The sequence below is a fragment of the Streptomyces gamaensis genome (assembly GCF_042656465.1).
Taxonomy (GTDB): domain Bacteria; phylum Actinomycetota; class Actinomycetes; order Streptomycetales; family Streptomycetaceae; genus Streptomyces; species Streptomyces gamaensis.
This window is the reverse complement of record NZ_JBHSPB010000003.1, coordinates 143,414-160,336: the sequence shown is the minus strand read 5'-3', so window position 1 is coordinate 160,336 and position 16,923 is coordinate 143,414. Positions and strand designations below refer to the sequence as shown.

Genomic DNA, 16,923 nt, shown 5'->3' with positions numbered 1-16,923 from the left:
ACCGCCTTACGTGACCGCCTCGTAGACGTCCGCCGGCTCCGGGGCGGTCTCGTACAGCTCGAACCAGATGTTCTTGCCGGCGCCGCGCGGCTCGACGCCCCACGCCCCGGCCAGCAGCTCCATGAGCACCAGTCCGCGCCCGGAGGAGGCCATCTCGCCGGGGTGGCGGCGGTGCGGCAGTTCGTCGCTGCCGTCGGCGACGTCGACGCGCACGCAGCGGGCGCCGGGCGGGCCGGAGACCTGGGCGGTCAGCACCGCGTCGCCGTCGGTGTGCACGAGGACGTTGGTGACCATCTCGGAGACCATCAGGACCGCCGAGTCGACCTGGTCCTCGTCGGGCCAGTCGTGCAGCAGCACCCGCAGCTGCTGCCGGGCCTCGGCGATGCGCTCGGGCTCGGCCTGCGCGATGGTCATCACGGTGCGCCGGGGCGCCACGGCGACGGCGGCCGCGCCGCCGTCACGGGCGAGCAGCAGCACCGCGATGTCGTCCTCGCGCCGGTCGACGAGCGGGCCGGTCGTGTAGTGGGAGGACGGGCCGTGCACGGCCTGCACGAGCGCGTCGGCGAGCTCGTCGAGGTTGCTGCCGCCGTCCTCGGCCGGGCGGTGGCCCTCGACGACGGTGCGCAGCCGCTGCCAGCCGGTCTCCAGGTCGTGGCCGCCGGTCTCGATGAGCCCGTCGGTGCACAGCATCATCGTCTCGCCGGGTTCGAGGACGAGCCGGGTCGTGGGGTAGTCGGTGTCGGGGTCGATGCCCAGCGGCAGCCCGCCGGCGGTGTGCCGGACGAGCATGGTGCCGTCGCTGAGCCGGATCGCCGGGTCCGGATGGCCGGCGCGGGCGATGTCGAGGGTGCCGCCGGCCGGGTCGACCGCGATGTACAGGCAGGTCGCGAAGCGGGGTTCGGGGTCGGCGCCGTCGATCTCGCTGGCGTTGATGCCGGCGAGGAAGCGGGAGGCGCGCGAGAGCACGGCGTCGGGGTGGTGGCCCTCGGAGGCGTACGCGCGCAGCGCGATCCGCAGCTGCCCCATGAGCCCGGCGGCCCGTACGTCGTGGCCCTGCACGTCCCCGATGACCAGGGCGATGCGGCCGTTGGGCAGGGGAATCATGTCGTACCAGTCGCCGCCGACCTCCAGCCCGCCGCCGGTGGGCACATAGCGGGCGGCCACCGACATCCCGGGGATGTCGGGCTGCAGGGTCGGCATCATCGAGCGCTGCAGGCCCACGGTCAGCTCGCGCTCGGACTCGTGGACGCTGGCCCGGCTCAGGGCCTGGGCGAGCATGCGGGCGACCGTGGTCAGGACGGAGCGCTCGTCGGGCGTGAAGGAGACGGGCATGGAGAAGCCGGCCATCCAGGCCCCGATCGTCTGCCCCGCGTTGATCATCGGCAGGAAGGCCCAGGAGCGCCGGCCGAAGCGTTCGACCATCGGCCACAGCGCGGGGAAGCGGCGCCGGTAGTCCTCGGGGGAGGGCAGATAGACCGCGCGGCCGGTGCGTATGACCTCGGCGGCGGGGTGGTGGGCGTCCAGCGGCATGCTCAGGAACGCCTCCTCGTCCTCGCCGCGGTAGCCCTGGTAGCCGATGACCTTCACGCGGGCGCCGTCGAGGCCGAAGACCGCGAGCCCGGAGGGTTCGAAGCCGGGCATGGACAGCCCGGCGGCCACCCGCAGCACCTCGGCGGTGGAGCGGGCCTCGGCGAGCGCGCGCCCGGCGTCGAGGAGGAACGCCTCGCGGTTGCGCCGCCAGTCGCCGGTGACGGGGGCGCGGGCCGAGGACGTGCCCGGCTGCGGTTCGGGGACCTCCTGGACCGTGCCGACCAGCGCGGAGGAGCCGGGGCCCACGATCGGCCGGGCCCGGCTGCGCACGGTCCGCAGCACCTGCCCGCGCTCGTCGACGACCCGCAGCCGCGCCTCCGCCAGGGTGCCCTCGGCCTGCGCGAGGGCGATGATCCCCTGCACCTCGACCCAGTCGACGGCGTGGAAGCGGGCGCGGGCGGCGGATTCGGTAAGCTCCGCGCGGGTGGGCGGCAGCCCCAGCAGCCGCGCGGCCTCGGCGTCGAAGGTGACGATGCGCGTGGCGTTGTCCCAGTGCCACAGCCCGGTCGCGACAGCGGCCAGTACGTCCTCGGTGCGCATTGCCCCACTTTATTCGGCTTCGTCCTGAGCTCACCACCGATGGTGGTCCCGTTAATAGGTACGCTTGCATATCGCGCTGCTGCCATGCTGAGCCAGCGTCCCCGCTTCGACCAACGACTTGGATGAACGATGCATCGGTACCGGTCCCACACCTGCGGCGAGCTCCGTGCGGCTGACGTCGACACCGACGTGCGACTGAGTGGCTGGCTGCACAATCGGCGTGACCTGGGCGGCATCCTCTTCATCGATCTCCGCGACCACCACGGTCTGGTCCAGCTGGTCGCCCGGCCCGGTACCCCGGCCAACGAGGCGCTCTCGCACCTGACCAAGGAGACCGTCGTCCGGATCGACGGCAAGGTCGTCTCCCGCGGCACCGACAACATCAACCCCGAGCTGCCCACCGGCGACATCGAGGTCGAGGTGTCCGAGGTGGAGGTGCTCGGCGCCGCCGAGCAGATCCCCTTCACGATCAACACCGAGGACGGGGTCAACGAGGAGCGCCGCCTGGAGTACCGCTTCCTCGACCTGCGCCGCGAGCGCATGCACCGCAACATCATGCTGCGCTCGGCCGTCATCCGCGCCATCCGCGAGAAGATGACCGCCCTCGGCTTCAACGAGATGGCGACCCCGATCCTCTCCGCGACCTCCCCCGAGGGCGCGCGCGACTTCCTGGTCCCCTCCCGGCTGCACGCGGGCCGCTTCTACGCCCTGCCGCAGGCCCCGCAGCAGTTCAAGCAACTGCTGATGATCGCCGGCTTCGACCGCTACTTCCAGATCGCGCCCTGCTTCCGCGACGAGGACGCCCGCGCCGACCGCTCGCCGGGCGAGTTCTACCAGCTCGACATGGAGATGTCCTTCGTCGAGCAGGAGGACGTCTTCCAGGTCATCGAGAAGGTCATGACCGAGCTCTTCGAGGAGTTCGGCGGCGGCCGCCACGTCACCTCGCCGTTCCCGCGCATCCCCTACCGCGAGGCGATGCTCAAGTACGGCTCCGACAAGCCGGACCTGCGCGCCAAGCTGGAGCTCGTCGACGTCACCGACGTCTTCGAGGGCTCGGAGTTCAAGGCGTTCGCCGGCAAGCACGTGCGCGCCCTCGCGGTGCCGGCCGTGCAGGACCAGCCCCGCAAGTTCTTCGACGGCCTCGGCGAGTTCGCGGTCGAGCAGGGTGCGAAGGGTCTGGCCTGGGTCCGTGTCGGCGAGGAGAACGCGCTGACCGGCCCGATCGCGAAGTTCCTCACCGAGGAGAACGTCAAGGCCCTCGCCGAGCGGCTGGGCCTCGCGCCCGGCCACGCCGTCTTCTTCGGTGCCGGCGAGTTCGACGAGGTCTCCAAGATCATGGGCGCGGTCCGCGTCGAGGCAGCCAAGCGCGCCGGCCAGTTCGAGGAGAACGTCTTCCGCTTCTGCTGGATCGTCGACTTCCCGATGTTCGAGAAGAACGAGGACACCGGGCAGACCGAGTTCTCCCACAACCCGTTCTCCATGCCGCAGGGCGGCCTGGAGGCGCTGAACACGATGGACCCGCTGGACATCCTCGCCTGGCAGTACGACATCGTCTGCAACGGCACGGAGCTGTCCTCCGGCGCGATCCGCAACCACGAGCCGGAGATCATGTACCGCGCCTTCGAGATCGCGGGCTACTCCCACGAGGACGTGGAGCGCGAGTTCGGCGGCATGCTCCGCGCCTTCAAGTTCGGCGCCCCGCCGCACGGCGGCATCGCCCCCGGCATCGACCGCATCGTGATGCTCCTGGCCGACGAGCCGAACATCCGCGAGACGATCGCCTTCCCGCTCAACGGCAACGCGCAGGACCTGCTGATGGGCGCCCCCAGCGAGGTGGACGAGGCACGGCTGAAGGAACTGCACCTGTCGATCCGCAAGGCGCCGCTGAAGTAAGCGGTTTCCCGTACGGGGCGCACCGGTCCGACCGGTGCGCCCCGTACGGCGTTTGCGGAGGTGGCGGCGTGCGGCCAGTGCGGGCCGTCCGCGTGGGGCCCTGGCGCGGTCAGGCGCACGGGCGCCAGCAGCGGTGCCTCGCGGAGTGGCGACACCGCTGCGTTACGGGCGCGGGCTGCGGTGGGGCGTCGGCGCCGCGCGGTCAGTGTGGGCCTCCGCGTGAGGGCCCCGCCGTGCGCGGCTCCCCGGCGCGGCCAGGTGCACGCGTGCCCGCAGGGACGGTGGCTCATGGAGTAGCGGCATCGCCCGTTGCGGGCGTGGGCTGCGGCGGCGCGTACGGGCTGCTGGGGTGCCGTACCGCCGGCAGGGGCAGGCGCGGCGTCCCGCTCCGACGGTGCCGCCGGACCGGCCCGCGTCGGCTCGGGCGCGGCCCCGGCCGCTACGGCAGTGGCAGCAGGACCCGCGCGGCCGCCGGCGGCGCCGGGAATCCCGCGGGTGTCCCCGGCGCGGACGGGCCTGACGGTGGCAGGGCCGGGGGCGCGCAGCAGCCCACGGCCTCGTGGACCGCGCGCGACAGCCGTCCCGGTGTGACGCGGGCCCGCCACAGTACCGACCGCACCCCGGACTCGGTGATCGCCATCAGCTCCGTCTCCCCGAGCCCGGAGGCGACCAGCACCACCGGCACCCCGGTCTCCCGGGTCAGCCGGCGCAGCCACGTCCCGTCCGCGTCGAGGGCGAACTCCACGTCCGCGCGCTCTCCCGGCCGTACCACGCGCACCTCGCGCAGCGCCCGCAACTGCCGTGCGAACCGCGCCCGGTCCAGCTCGTCAACGGCCCGTACTCCCACGGCGATCCGCTTGTCGCCCACCACGTTCCCGTCCCCCTGCTCGATCAACTCGCTACGAGCATGAGGGCCGGGACTCAACGATCGATTGCCGAACGATCAACGACGGCGAAACGGCCGTGGGCAGCGGGGAGCGGGCCCTACGCCTCCTCGCCCGCCCCGAAGCGCTCGCGGTAGGCGGCCAGGTCCTCCTCGGTGATCTTCGCGAAGAGCACGGGCGGCACGGTGAAGGCCGTACCGGCCGGGAGGGCGTCCAGGGAGGCGGCCTCGTCGGCGGTCACCCAGGTCGCGTCGTCGCCCGTGAGCGCGAAGGCGGAGCGCATGGCGGCGGCGGTCGCCGGGATGAACGGCTCGGAGACGATCGCGTACAGCCGGATCAGGTTCATCGCCGTGCGCAGCGTGAGCGCGGCCGCGTCCGGGTCGGTCTTGATCTCCAGCCAGGGGGCCTTGGTCTCCAGGTAGGAGTTGCCGGCGCTCCACAGGGCGCGCAGGGCCTGCGCGGCCTTGCGGAACTGCAGGGCCTCCATGTGGTTCTCGTACTCGGTGAGCAGGTGCGCGATCTCGCGGCCGAGCCCGGCCTCCGCCTCACCGGCCTCGGCACCCGCCGGCACCGCGTCGCCGAAGCGCTTGCGGGAGAAGGACAGGACACGGTTGACGAAGTTGCCGAGGACGTCGGCGAGGTCCTTGTTGACCGTCGTGGAGAACAGCTCCCAGGTGAAGGAGGTGTCGTCCGACTCCGGCGCGTTGGCCATCAGGAAGTAACGCCAGTAGTCGGCGGGCAGCAGCTCCAGGGCAGCGTCGGTGAAGACGCCGCGCTTCTGCGAGGTGGAGAACTTCCCGCCGTAGTACGTCAGCCAGTTGAAGGCCTTGACGTAGTCGACCTTCTTCCAGGGCTCGCGGGTGCCGAGCTGGGTGGCCGGGAACATCACCGTGTGGAACGGGACGTTGTCCTTGGCCATGAACTCGGTGTAGCGGACGTCGGTGGCCTCGTACCACCAGGACTTCCAGTCGCGCTGCTCCGGCTGCTGGCCGGCCCACTCCTTCGTCGCCCCGATGTACTCGATCGGCGCGTCGAACCACACGTAGAAGACCTTGCCCTCGGCGGCCAGTTCCGGCCAGGTGTCGGCCGGGACGGGCACGCCCCAGTCGAGGTCACGGGTGATGGCGCGGTCGTTGAGGCCCTCGGTGAGCCACTTGCGGGCGATGGAGGAGGCCAGTACGGGCCAGTCCTTGCCGTGCTCGTCGATCCACGCCTCGACCTCGCCCTGCAGCTTCGACTGCAGCAGGAACAGGTGCTTGGTCTCGCGGACCTCCAGGTCGCTGGAGCCGCTGATCGCGGAGCGGGCGTCGATCAGGTCCGTCGGGTCCAGGACGCGGGTGCAGTTCTCGCACTGGTCGCCGCGCGCCTTGTCGTAGCCGCAGTGCGGGCAGGTGCCCACGATGTAGCGGTCGGGCAGGAAGCGGCCGTCGGTCAGCGAGTACACCTGGCGGATCGAGCGCTCCTCGATGAAGCCGTTCTTGTGCAGCTGCCGCGCGAAGTGCTGGGTGATCTCCCGGTTCTCCGGGGAGGAGCTGCGCCCGAAGTAGTCGAAGGAGAGGCTGAAACCGTCGTAGATGGCCCTCTGCGCGTCGTGCTGCTGGGCGCAGAAGGTGTCCACGGGCAGCCCGGCTTCCTTCGCGGCGAGCTCGGCGGGCGTGCCGTGCTCGTCGGTGGCGCAGATGTACAGGGTCTCGCGGCCGGTCTGGCGCAGGTAGCGGGCGTAGACGTCCGCCGGGAGCATGGACCCCACCATGTTGCCCAGGTGCTTGATCCCGTTGATGTACGGAAGGGCGCTGGTGATGAGGTGTCGAGCCATGCCGGCTGCTCCCTGGTCGCTGATCGGTGCTCTGACTGATGACCGATTGGTTTGGTTTATGAGCACCTTTAGCGTATCCGAGCGCGGGGGCGCGCCTGTGTGCTTTACGGCCGTCGGCGGAGGGCCCGGTTCCGGGCGCAGGGCGCGCCGAGGGCAGGGACGGCGGCCCGGCGTCCCCGGCGGCCGTCGGGGTAAGCCGTACGGGCCGTACGGGCGGTACGGACCCGGAGCCGGCTCCGCTACGGGAGCGCGGCCGCGCCGGCCCTCACCGTACGGGCGGCGGCCCGGCCATCCAGGCCCGCCACGGCCTGGTGATCACCTCCCGGTAGGTGTGGTGCGAGGGATGGCGTCCGGCGTGACGGAAGGTCCATCGCTGGGCCTCGCCGAAGTCCTCCTCGACGGCGGAGTGCTCCCCGCAGACCACGCACTCCATGACGTACGTGATCGGCTCGGCGTCGGGTTCCCGGTCGGGCTGCAGCGTCCAGCGGCCGAACAGGAACACGGTGCGGGCCATTCAATGCCCCCAGCGGCTCTCGGCGTTGAGCCGGGCGACACGGGCACGCAGGGTCTCCTCCTCCGAGGCGGGGCGGGCACATTCGGGCGGACAGTCCCACTCCACCCCGCCCTGCGGCGGCCGCAGTTGCACCCTGCCCGCGTGCCGGTCCATGACCTGGCCGAGACGGTTGGTGCGGGTGTCGACGGCGTAGCGGATGGGGGCGGTGGGAGAAAGGGGCGGGCGATTTTCTGTGCTCACGCCTTATAGATGCCCGCATCCGGCGGACCTGATCGGTGATCGGGCGGCAGGTCCCGGCCGAACCCGTCGACGGCCCGGCCGCCGCCCCCGCCCCCGCCGCCGCCCCGGCACGGCGCGGACCGGTCCGTCGTGGCGCGGACCGGTCCGGCACGTCAAGACGCCCCTCACCCGCTCAGCGGATGGTTACGGAAAAACCCCGACAACTACCCTCGAAGTGGGGCGACTTCGCGGGGTCGAGCGCGAGGTCCACGAGGGGAGGGGCCGCAGGTCATGCGTCCGGAGATCCGAGCGAGCGCCGCGCTGGCGACATTCCTGCTGTCCGCGTCGCTGATGGCCCCCGCGGACGCGGCACCCGCACCCGGCCCGGCCGTACCCGCCGCCCGCTGCCGCCCCGGCGGCACCGGACCGTGCGCGGCGCCGCAGGCCGGGGCGCCGGGCGGCGTACGAGGAGGACGGCTGCCGGGTGGCGGGGTTACCCCGGACCCCGCCACCCGGGCCCCCTCCCCCTCGGAATAGCCCTCAAGGCCCTCGGCGGCTCACAGGAAGAAGATCAGGTCCACCTGTCCGTCCGGCCGGTCGGAGAAGCCCACCTCGCCCGCGCCCTGGGCCGGCGGGGTGTTCACGAAGTTGACCGCGTCGTCGAGCGTCGCGAACGTCGCCGAGTGCCAGACGGGCTGCTGCGAGGCCGCGGCCAGCGCTCCCTTGAACGTCGCCGCGTCGGTGCCGGAAAAAGACATGAGAACTCCCCGCGCCACAGTGTGAGTGAACCGCTACCAACCGTAGTTTTCCCTGCCTGTTGACCGGAACCGCGCCTGACGGGGCGCGTGGGGGCGGCCGCCGGGGCATGCGCCGCGCGCGCCCGTGTTCGTGACGCGGAGAGGTTTGCGAAACATTTCCTCCTGTACACCGCATCCTGGAAAGGAGTGCGGAAAAGGAGATGAGCGGCATCATGCGCGTACTGGTAGCGGAGGACGAGGAGCAACTGGCCGAGCTGATAGCCACCGGCCTGCGCCGGGCCGGCTTCGCCGTGGACACCGTCTACAGCGGCGACGCCGCCCTCGCCTACCTGGGCCTGCACGACTACGACGTGGTCGTCCTCGACCGCGACCTGCCGCGCGTGCACGGCGACGACGTCGCCCGCCACCTCGTCGCGAGCGCCTCCCGCACCCGCATCCTCATGCTCACCGCCGCCGGCTCCATGGAGGACCGGGTCGCCGGCCTCGACCTCGGCGCCGACGACTACCTGCCCAAGCCGTTCGAGTTCCCCGAACTGGTCTCGCGGGTGCGCGCGCTGCGCCGGCGCAGCGCCCGGCCCACCTCGCCGCTGCTGGAGAAGGACGGGCTGCGCCTGGACACCGTGCGCCGCACCGCCACCCGCGACGGGTGTGAACTCGACCTGTCGCCCAAGGAGTTCGCGGTCCTGCAGATCCTCATGGAGGCGGACGGCGCGGTCGTCTCCGCCGAGGAACTCCTCGAACGCGCCTGGGACGCCCACGCCGACCCCTTCACGGGAGCCGTCCGCGTCGCGCTGAGCAAACTGCGCGGCAAGCTCGGCGATCCGCCGCTGATCCGCACGGTGCAGGGCGTCGGGTACACGCTGTGAAGGGACCCAGGCCCCCCAGAACACGGTCGCCACTGCGGCTGCCCCGCCTCCCGGTGCCCGCGCTCACCGCCCGGACCCGGATCGCCGCCGCCTACGGCGCGGTCTTCAGCGTGCTCGGCTCCGTGCTGCTGCTCGTGGTCAATCTGCTCTCCCGCGCCGGGACCGAGGAGCAGGCGGCGACCATCGCGCGCACCGTCGTGCCGGCCGCGGCCGAGGACCCGGCGTTCATGCCGCTGGCCCCCAGCATGCACCAGGGCGAGGGCGTCAGCGCCTCCACCGTCTACCGCGTCTCCGGGGACGTCAGCGCCGCTGCCTCGCAGCAGCTGGTCTTCTGGTCCGGGGTCGCCCTGATGGTCATCGCGCTGCTCGCCGTCGGCGTCGGCTGGTGGATCGCCGGACGCGTCCTGCGGCCCGTCCACGCCATGACCGCCACCGCCCGCCGGATCTCCTCCCGCAATCTGCACGAACGCATCGGCGCGCGCGGCCCCGCCGACGAGTTCAAGGAGCTCGCCGACACCGTCGACGCCCTCCTGGAACGCCTGGAGCGCGCCTTCGACAGCCAGCGCCGCTTCGTCTCCAACGCCTCCCACGAACTGCGCACCCCCCTCGCCACCCAGCGCGCCGCCATCCAGATCGGTCTCGCCGACCCCGCGCCGTCCCCGGAGGACCTGGCCCGCACCAAGACACTGCTGCTGGAGACCAACCGGCGCTCGGAGAAGCTCATCGACGGCCTGCTCGTCCTCGCCCGCAGCGAGCGCGGGCTGGAACGGCACGACCGGGTCGACCTCGCCGAGGTCGCCGCCGAGGAGGTCGCCTCCGTCGCGGGGCGCGCGCGGCGCGAGGGCGTACGCGTCACCCTGCGCTCCGAGCCGGCCCCGCTGCGCGGCAACCACGTCCTGCTCGCCCAGCTCACCGGCAACCTCCTGCGCAACGCGGTCGGTTACAACCATCGCGGCGGCAGCGTCGACATCCGGGTCGCACCCGGCCGGCTGACCGTCTGCAACACCGGGCCGGACGTCGGGGCCGACGCCGTCGAGGCCCTCTTCGAGCCCTTCCGGCGCGGCGAGGGCCGCGAACGGCTCAGCGGCGGCACCGGGGAGGGCGCCGGGCTCGGCCTGTCCATCGTCCGCTCGATCGCCCGCGCGCACGGCGGCACGGCGAAGGCCGCCCCCCTCGCGGGAGGCGGCCTGTGCGTGACCGTCGAGCTGCCGGCGGACGGGGGCTGACCGCGGGCGGGCACGGTCAGCGGACGATGCCCGCCGCCCGCGCCTCCCTCAGCCACTCCGGGAACTCCGCCAGCAACTCCGCGTACAGGCGCGGGTGGGAGAGCGCGCGCGGGTCGCGGCCCGCGGGGAAGAAGCCCGCGTTGTCCACCGCGCGCCGCCCCGGTACGGGCAGCCTGTCCAGGTTCCGCAGGAAGGCGAAACCGGTGCCGTCCGGGTCGCCGAAGCCCACGAACTGCCAGAACAGCGGCAGCCCCGCCGCCTCGCACAGCACGCGCTCGGCGGCGGCCCTGCTCTGCGGGGCGCCGTCCGTCTGGAAGACCACGAACGCGGGATGCCGCGCTCCCGACTGCTCGTAGTGCTCGATGACGGCCCGCATCGCCAGGTGGTAGCTCGTCCGCCCCATGTGCCCCATGGACGCGTGGAGTTCGGCGATCCTCCCCTCGTGGCGGGCGAGCGAGATCTCGGCGACGCCGTCGACCTCCGTGGAGAAGAAGACGACAGGCAGCGTGCCGTCGTCGTCCAGGTGCGCGGCCAGCGCCAGGGCCTGCTCGGCGAAGTGCTGCACCGTGCCGTTCTTGTACGCGTCGCGCATCGAACCCGAGCGGTCGAGCACGAGATAGACGGCGGCGCGCTGCCCGGTCAGCCCGAGCCGGTCGAGGGCGGCGCCGGCGGCCTCGTACGGCGCGACGAGCGCGGGCGCGTGGGTACGCACGGTACCGGCCCCGACGCCGGCGGAACCCTCGGCCTCCTCCTCGTCGTCCTCGTCCGGCGGCATGGCCGGGGTGGGCTCCGGCACGGGGCCGGGACCGGGCGCGGGCTCCGGCTTGGGTACGGGCCGGGGCGTCGGCTCGGGCTCCGGCATCGGCTCGGGACTCGGCGCGGGCGAGGGGTCCGGCTCGGGAACGGGCTGCGGCGTGGGGACGGGCGTGGGCTCCGGCTCCGGCTCCGGACCGGGCTCCGGCGGCATCGGCCCGGGCCCGGGGCGCGGCCCCGGGGTCGGCCCGGGCGGCGGCACGGTCGGGCCGAGCGGCCCGGGATCGGGAATCCGCTCGTCACGCGGCGCCGCCGCCGGCTCGACGGCCTCCCGAGGCCGCCCGACCCGTTCCACACCGCCCCCTCCGGCCCGCTGCCCCGCGTCCGGCCTGCCGGCCACTTCGCCCTGCCGCCCGACCCGCGGCAGCCCGCCGGATCCGCCGGACGGCGGGATGTCCCCTGTCGCGGTGCGCGGCTGGGCGCCGGCCCCGCCGGACCGGCGGTCCGTGAGCGGGGCGTCCGCCGACCGTCCGGCGCGAGGCGCGTCCCCTGTCTCGGTGCGCGACGGGGCGGCGGGGCTGCCGGGGTGTGCTGCGGTCGCCGATTCCGGTGCGGTGTCGGGTGTTTCGGCTGTGCGGTCGGCGCGGAGTGTCTTCCCTGCCGCGGTGCGCGGCTGGGCGCCGGGCCTGCCGGGAAGCGTTTCCGGGTGCGCCGGTTCCGGGCCGGTGTCGGCGGGTCGGCTGTCCGGAGCGTCCGGGGCGCCGGGCGTCCCGGCCTGCGGCAGCGTCCCGGTGTCTCCCGTCGCGTTCTCCGGCAGCGTGCCGGGTCCGCCGGTCACCGATTCCCGTGCGGTACGGGCCGGTTGGCCGACCGCCCTGCCCGGGGTGCCGGGCTTCGGCAGGGTGCCCGGCCGGCCGCCGGTACCCGGCGTGTCCCCGGGTTCGTCCCGTACGCCGGTCCCCGGCAACGCGCGGCCGATGGGGGTGCCCTCCTCCGGGGGTGGTGGGGCCGGGACCCCGGTCTCCGCTCTCCAGCGGGCCTGGAGTTCGGCGGCCGTACGGTCCGGGTCCGCCTGGTGGCCGATGTGGGGTTCGGGGGGCGACTCGCTCTCACCGGAAGGGCGTTGGCGGAGCCCGTCGGGCCCGGCCTGGGGCACCAGCCGGGCCGTGGGCTCCGGCGGGAGCGGGGGCCGCCACCCGTCGTCCGGGGCGGCCCCCGACCGTACTCGGGCCGAACCGGGGGAGAGGACCGCCCGCCACTTGGGGACCGGTTCCGTCGAGGGGGCCGGCACCGAGGGCGCGCCGACGGAATCCGTACGGGGCTCCCCCGTACCGTCGACGGCGCCGGAGGCGCCCCCGGTCCTCGACCGGCCGAACGCGCTGCGCAGCAGACTCCGAATGCCCATGGTGGAGAGGTCCTTCACGTATCGCGGGGCTAGAGATATGTCCGTACTGCTCCGTAGTGCGGGGATAAGTCCCCACGAGACGGCGAGGCACAGGCTAGCCCTCGCACCCCTCCGCAGCGGGCCAGAACCTCGCGAGCCGTCCCCGCCCCCCTCACGGGGGACGGCGCGACACCCAGTTGCACCCACCCGGCCCAGCCGATTCACCCGCTGTCAGCAGCCCGCGGCAGCGGCACGGCAGCCCCGCGGCAGCGGCACGGCACGGCACGGGACGACACGCCTCAGCGGCGCAGCGGCCGTGTGTACACCTCCAGTTCCGGACCCCGCTCCGCCGGCCGGAAGCGGCCCGCCGGGCTCCAGCCCCACGCGCGGCACGCGGCGTGCGCGGGGGCGCCCCCGGCGTGGTCCGGGTCGAGCACGAGGGCCGCGAGGGCCGCGTCGCTGCCCGCGAGCAGCTGGTCGTGCAGGCGCCTGCCGATGCCCCGGCGGCGCAGCCTCGGCAGCACCATGAGTTCGGCGACCGCGAACACCCGGCCCGCGAGGGTGAGTTCGGCCAGGTGCTCGGGCACGGGTCCGACGAAGCCGCGCCAGCGCCCGCTCTGCCGTTCCAGCGGGAAGCCGTAGGCGCAGCCGACCACGCCCCCGCCGTCCGCGACCACCAGGTCGAAGCCGGGCCGTACGGAGTGCCCGGCGAGCCGCCGCAGGAAGGCGGCGCGGCCGTGGAAGGGCTCCTCGGCCGGGGCCGCCGCGGCCGGCTGCCGCCCGCCCGCGTGCGCCGTCCGCCCCGACAGACAGGGCGAGTCCGTCGCGTACGCCGCCACGTGCAGATCCGCGAGCTGCTCGCGGTGCTGCTCGGCCTGCCACCGGCTCAACCTGCGCAAGAAGACGTCTGCCATGCGCCCTTCCTGCCCACCGGGGCCCGGGCCCACCCCCGGCGGCGCCCGGTTTCGCGGGCGCGAACCGCGGGCGGCGGGCAGGCTGCGGCCAGGGCAAGAGCAGGGCAACAAATGGGGCGGGGGCAACCCTCTCCGAGCATTCCGGCCTCTTCATCGGTGAGTATTGCCTGGCGAACACGAGTACCCACCGCGGGGGCAGGGAGTTGAGAGTCACATGGGCCTGACCAGCAGGTCGCTCTTGTTCACGGTGATCTTCGTCGCCGTGGTGTGCGTGGGGCTCACCCTGTGGCTGTGGCCGCGGCTGGCCGGCCGGGGCGCGCTGCCCGTGCTCGGGCGGCTCGGGACGATCCTGGTCACCCAGCTGACGATCATGGCCGCGCTGGCCCTGGCCGTGAACTCCTCCTTCCAGTTCTTCGGCACCTGGAACCAGTTGCTGGGCAAGTACGACAAGTCCCCGGTCAACGTCACGCAGATGGGGGACGGCGGCGCGTACGCCGCGGTCGACGCCGCGAAGGGCGGCCCGGTGCAGCCCGCCGGCCCGCAGGGGCTGGACAAGGTCGGCGGCATACCCAGGGGTCCCGAGGAGCAGACCGGCAAGGTCGAGTCGGTGCGGATCATCGGCCGCAAGTCCAACGCCGTCAATCCGGCCTTCGTCTATCTCCCGCCGCAGTACTTCCAGAAGCAGTACGAGCGCCACCGCTTCCCCGTCATGGTCGTCATCAGCGGCTACCCGGGCGGGATCATGAATCTGGCCCAGCATCTCCAGGTCCCGCAGACCGCCGTGAGGCTGCTGGGCGAGAACAAGATGCAGCCCACGGTGATCGTGATGGTCCGGCCCACGATCGCGCCGCCCCGCGACACCGAGTGCGTGGACGTCCCCGGCGGCCCGCAGGCGGAGACCTTCTTCACCACCGATCTGCCGGACGCGCTGCGCAGCACCTACCGGGTGGGCCACGACGCGAGCGCGTGGGGCGCGATGGGCTACTCCTCGGGCGGGAGCTGCGCGCTGCAGCTGTCGATGCGCCGCCCCGATGTCTACCCGAACGCGGCGGCCCTCTCCGGCGACTACAAGGTGGGCAACGACCTGACCACCGGCAATCTCTTCGGCACCGGCGACGAGGCCAAGCAGCGGGAGCGCGAGCACGATCTGATCTGGCGGCTGGAGCACCTGCCGGTGCCGCGGATCAATGTGCTCGTCACGAGCAGCGCCAAGGGCGAGAAGCAGTACGGCGAGACCCGGAGGTTCCTGGGGGCCGTCAAGGAGCCGATGACCGCCGCGTCGATCATCCTGCCCGAGGGCAGCCACCACTTCACGACCTGGCGGCGGGAGATCGGTCCGGCCATGGAGTGGATGAGCAAGCAACTGATCTTCCCTCAGGACGTGCAGGGCTGAGTTTCGGTTGGCTCCGATCCGGCCGGGCTGTCCGCGGGCCGGCCGTCAGCGGGCCGGCCCCTGGTCGAGTTCCTCGCCGAGCCAGCCGAAGGCCGCCGGGTACATGGAGATCCACGTGTTGTAGTTGTGGCCCCCGGCCGGGGCCAGCATCGTCCTCAGCCGCACCTTGCTGCCCGCCGCCTCGCGCTGGAACTCCTCGATGTAGGACGGCGGGCTGGCCCGGTCCTGCCGCGAGGTCGCCAGGAACAGCGCCACGTCCGCGCCGGTGTGCCGCACCAGCCACATCGGGCTGTTGCGCTCGCGCTCCTGCGGGTCGGTGAGCACGCCCTTGTCGCCGGTGAGCGGATCGGGGTCCAGGGCCGCGCCCGCGCCGAAGACCTTCGGGTACTGCAGCGGCAGTTTGGCCGCGCAGTAGCCGCCCGTCGAGATGCCCAGCAGCCCCCACCAGCGCGGCCCGGACCCGGTGCGGAAGTGGTGGTGGACCAGCTCGGGCACGTCCTCGGCCAGCCAGGTGGCGACCTTGTGCCGGGGGGTGTCGGAGCAGTCGGTGTCCACGCCGCCGGGGTTGATGATGGGCACGGCCAGGATGAACGGCCGGCTCTGCCCGGTGCGCACCAGCCGCTCGAAGTCCCCGGGCATGTGGCCCTGTTCCATCCACGACTGGGGGGAGCCGGGCACCCCGTGCAGCAGGACGACGACGGGGAACGCGGTGTGCCGGTAGCGCGGGTCGTCGTACTGCGGCGGCGTCCAGACCATCACCTGCCCCGACAGGGAGGAGTGCGGCCCGCGCATGTACGTCTGGCGCATCCCCGCGTCCCCGCGCAGGAACTTGGCGCGCTGCGGGGGCGGTCCGGGCATCGCCACCGGTCCGTTGTCACCGGTGCGGCCCAGCAGGTCGTCCCAGGAGGCGTAGAGCCCGTAACTGGTGTTGATCCAGGCGGCGACCACGCAGATCGCGGTCGCCTGGCACAGCCCGATCAGCAGCACACGCACCAGCCAGCGCAGTGGCCGCGGGCCGGGGACGCGGCCCCAGAGCACCAGGGTGGCCAGCACGGCCAGCACGGTGACCGCGATGAGCAGAGCGAAGAACGCGGTTCCGGTGAGACTCATCCCTCGCGGGCTCCCTCGACTCGGCGGGGCCGCCGCCGCGGGCGGCGCACGGCCCATCATCACAGTCATCCAGCACAGTCATCGAGGTAATTGAGGTATACGAGGCAAACGGCAACTCGCGTGTGAATTGACCCAGTTAATCCCTTCGAGTGAGCGAACCGTACATGGCTGGTTCGCTCTCCTCCCTTGACGCGGGTGTGCTGCATACGCTCGACACTCGCGGCAGCGGCCGGGCCACGGCCGAGCGCCCCCGAACACCCCGCGGCGCCACCGCCCCCCACCCCGCCGGGTCGCGTTCCGAGGCTACCCATCGATTCGGAGGAGTACCGTGGCAAAGCAGGACCGTGCGATCAGGACTCGGCAGACCATCCTGGAAGCGGCCGCGGCGGTGTTCGACGAACGGGGTTATGACGCGGCGACCATCAGCGAGATACTCGCCCGCGCCGAAGTGACCAAGGGCGCCCTGTACTTCCACTTCGCCTCCAAGGAGGAGCTCGCGCACGCGGTGGTCGACGCGCAGGCGGCGATGCTGCCGCCGTACCCCGACCTCGCCTGGTCCTCCCGGATGCAGCAGCTGGTCGACCTCGGGATGATCTTCTGCCACCGGCTGCGGGTGGACCCGCTGCTGCGCGGCAGCGCGCGGCTGTGCATGGAGCAGAGTGCCACCACGGCGCACCGCTGCGACCTCTTCGCGGGCTGCACGGAGCTGCATGTGCGCATCCTCACCGAGGCCAAGGTGCGTGGCGAGGCGCTGCCGCACGTGGTCCCGGAGGAGGTCGCGGAGCTGATCGTGGGCGCGTACGGGGGGATCAACGCGCTGTCGCAGACGGTCTGTTCGCGTGCCGACCTCGAACACCGGGCGAGCGTGCTCTACGAGCATCTGATGCCCAGCGTGGCCATGCCGGCCGTCCTGGTCCGCCTCGACATGGCCCCGGGGCGCGGTGCGCGCGCCCTCGCGGAGCTGGACCGCTTCCTGGCGGGGACGGCCGGGACGGGCGCCTCCTGTCTCCTCGGCGGGGCGGCCGGGCCCGTGCGCACCCCGGCCCCGGTGGGGGCGGGGTGA

At 73.0% G+C, this 16,923-nt stretch carries 15 protein-coding genes; 6 read left to right on the top strand and 9 right to left on the bottom strand.

Annotated features, from left to right (window positions below):
• Positions 1-6 precede the first annotated feature (6 nt).
• Entirely contained in the window at positions 7-2,130 is a 2,124-nt protein-coding gene (locus tag ACFP1Z_RS05645; protein WP_390314769.1) for an ATP-binding SpoIIE family protein phosphatase, read from the bottom strand.
• A gap of 129 nt (positions 2,131-2,259) precedes the next feature.
• Between ACFP1Z_RS05645 and aspS the strand changes: the two genes are divergently transcribed.
• Entirely contained in the window at positions 2,260-4,023 is a 1,764-nt protein-coding gene (gene aspS / locus ACFP1Z_RS05640; protein WP_390314768.1) for an aspartate--tRNA ligase, read from the top strand.
• 439 nt (positions 4,024-4,462) lie between these two features.
• Here aspS and ACFP1Z_RS05635 read toward each other — a convergent pair whose 3' ends face one another.
• From ACFP1Z_RS05635 to ACFP1Z_RS05620, 4 genes are all read right to left on the bottom strand, one after another.
• Positions 4,463-4,918, bottom strand: a complete 456-nt coding sequence (locus ACFP1Z_RS05635; RefSeq protein WP_390314767.1) for a DNA-binding response regulator — start codon at positions 4,916-4,918, stop codon at positions 4,463-4,465.
• Positions 4,919-5,007: 89 nt separating this feature from the next.
• On the bottom strand, positions 5,008-6,723 hold the full coding sequence (gene metG, locus ACFP1Z_RS05630; RefSeq protein ID WP_390314766.1) for a methionine--tRNA ligase: 1,716 nt from the start codon (positions 6,721-6,723) through the stop codon (positions 5,008-5,010).
• Positions 6,724-6,988: 265 nt separating this feature from the next.
• Positions 6,989-7,237, bottom strand: a complete 249-nt coding sequence (locus tag ACFP1Z_RS05625; protein ID WP_390314765.1) for a DUF7848 domain-containing protein — start codon at positions 7,235-7,237, stop codon at positions 6,989-6,991.
• Positions 7,238-7,477 carry a hypothetical protein gene (locus tag ACFP1Z_RS05620; protein ID WP_390314764.1) on the bottom strand — a complete coding sequence of 80 codons (240 nt, stop codon included), beginning with the start codon at positions 7,475-7,477 and terminating at the stop codon, positions 7,238-7,240. It lies immediately after the preceding gene.
• Between the two features lie 270 nt (positions 7,478-7,747).
• Between ACFP1Z_RS05620 and ACFP1Z_RS05615 the strand changes: the two genes are divergently transcribed.
• Positions 7,748-7,993: a hypothetical protein gene (locus ACFP1Z_RS05615; protein ID WP_390314763.1), complete on the top strand. Its 246-nt coding sequence runs from the start codon at positions 7,748-7,750 to the stop codon at positions 7,991-7,993.
• 20 nt (positions 7,994-8,013) lie between these two features.
• On the opposite strand, the gene ACFP1Z_RS05610 is transcribed toward ACFP1Z_RS05615, so the two are convergent.
• A complete protein-coding gene (locus ACFP1Z_RS05610) occupies positions 8,014-8,214 on the bottom strand; it encodes a hypothetical protein (RefSeq protein ID WP_390314762.1) in 201 nt (66 codons plus the stop codon).
• 212 nt (positions 8,215-8,426) lie between these two features.
• Between ACFP1Z_RS05610 and ACFP1Z_RS05605 the strand changes: the two genes are divergently transcribed.
• Positions 8,427-9,080 (top strand): response regulator transcription factor, encoded by a 654-nt coding sequence (locus ACFP1Z_RS05605; RefSeq protein ID WP_390314761.1) that lies wholly within the window; start codon positions 8,427-8,429, stop codon positions 9,078-9,080.
• A gap of 53 nt (positions 9,081-9,133) precedes the next feature.
• Positions 9,134-10,306: a sensor histidine kinase gene (locus ACFP1Z_RS05600; RefSeq protein ID WP_390314760.1), complete on the top strand. Its 1,173-nt coding sequence runs from the start codon at positions 9,134-9,136 to the stop codon at positions 10,304-10,306.
• Positions 10,307-10,322: 16 nt separating this feature from the next.
• On the opposite strand, the gene ACFP1Z_RS05595 is transcribed toward ACFP1Z_RS05600, so the two are convergent.
• On the bottom strand, positions 10,323-12,464 hold the full coding sequence (locus tag ACFP1Z_RS05595; RefSeq protein ID WP_390314759.1) for a vWA domain-containing protein: 2,142 nt from the start codon (positions 12,462-12,464) through the stop codon (positions 10,323-10,325).
• Between the two features lie 278 nt (positions 12,465-12,742).
• Entirely contained in the window at positions 12,743-13,357 is a 615-nt protein-coding gene (locus tag ACFP1Z_RS05590; RefSeq protein WP_390314758.1) for a GNAT family N-acetyltransferase, read from the bottom strand.
• Between the two features lie 214 nt (positions 13,358-13,571).
• Here ACFP1Z_RS05590 and ACFP1Z_RS05585 point away from each other — a divergent pair, with 214 nt between their 5' ends.
• Entirely contained in the window at positions 13,572-14,750 is a 1,179-nt protein-coding gene (locus ACFP1Z_RS05585; RefSeq protein ID WP_390314757.1) for an alpha/beta hydrolase, read from the top strand.
• A 45-nt stretch (positions 14,751-14,795) separates the two neighbouring features.
• On the opposite strand, the gene ACFP1Z_RS05580 is transcribed toward ACFP1Z_RS05585, so the two are convergent.
• Positions 14,796-15,860, bottom strand: a complete 1,065-nt coding sequence (locus ACFP1Z_RS05580) for an alpha/beta hydrolase (RefSeq protein WP_390314756.1) — start codon at positions 15,858-15,860, stop codon at positions 14,796-14,798.
• 328 nt (positions 15,861-16,188) lie between these two features.
• Between ACFP1Z_RS05580 and ACFP1Z_RS05575 the strand changes: the two genes are divergently transcribed.
• The gene (locus tag ACFP1Z_RS05575) at positions 16,189-16,923 is read left to right on the top strand and encodes a ScbR family autoregulator-binding transcription factor (protein WP_390314755.1); all 735 of its coding nucleotides are present in this window, start codon (positions 16,189-16,191) and stop codon (positions 16,921-16,923) included.

What these genes read in the sequence shown, in the direction of transcription:
- ACFP1Z_RS05595 (WP_390314759.1), bottom strand. Translation starts at nt 12,464, where the DNA reads ATGGGCATTCGGAGTCTGCTGCGCAGCGCGTTCGGCCGGTCGAGGACC.
- ACFP1Z_RS05590 (WP_390314758.1), bottom strand. Translation starts at nt 13,357, where the DNA reads ATGGCAGACGTCTTCTTGCGCAGGTTGAGCCGGTGGCAGGCCGAGCAG.
- ACFP1Z_RS05610 (WP_390314762.1), bottom strand. Translation starts at nt 8,214, where the DNA reads ATGTCTTTTTCCGGCACCGACGCGGCGACGTTCAAGGGAGCGCTGGCC.
- ACFP1Z_RS05615 (WP_390314763.1), top strand. Translation starts at nt 7,748, where the DNA reads ATGCGTCCGGAGATCCGAGCGAGCGCCGCGCTGGCGACATTCCTGCTG.
- aspS (WP_390314768.1), top strand. Translation starts at nt 2,260, where the DNA reads ATGCATCGGTACCGGTCCCACACCTGCGGCGAGCTCCGTGCGGCTGAC.
- ACFP1Z_RS05645 (WP_390314769.1), bottom strand. Translation starts at nt 2,130, where the DNA reads ATGCGCACCGAGGACGTACTGGCCGCTGTCGCGACCGGGCTGTGGCAC.
- ACFP1Z_RS05625 (WP_390314765.1), bottom strand. Translation starts at nt 7,237, where the DNA reads ATGGCCCGCACCGTGTTCCTGTTCGGCCGCTGGACGCTGCAGCCCGAC.
- metG (WP_390314766.1), bottom strand. Translation starts at nt 6,723, where the DNA reads ATGGCTCGACACCTCATCACCAGCGCCCTTCCGTACATCAACGGGATC.
- ACFP1Z_RS05605 (WP_390314761.1), top strand. Translation starts at nt 8,427, where the DNA reads ATGCGCGTACTGGTAGCGGAGGACGAGGAGCAACTGGCCGAGCTGATA.
- ACFP1Z_RS05580 (WP_390314756.1), bottom strand. Translation starts at nt 15,860, where the DNA reads ATGAGTCTCACCGGAACCGCGTTCTTCGCTCTGCTCATCGCGGTCACC.
- ACFP1Z_RS05585 (WP_390314757.1), top strand. Translation starts at nt 13,572, where the DNA reads ATGGGCCTGACCAGCAGGTCGCTCTTGTTCACGGTGATCTTCGTCGCC.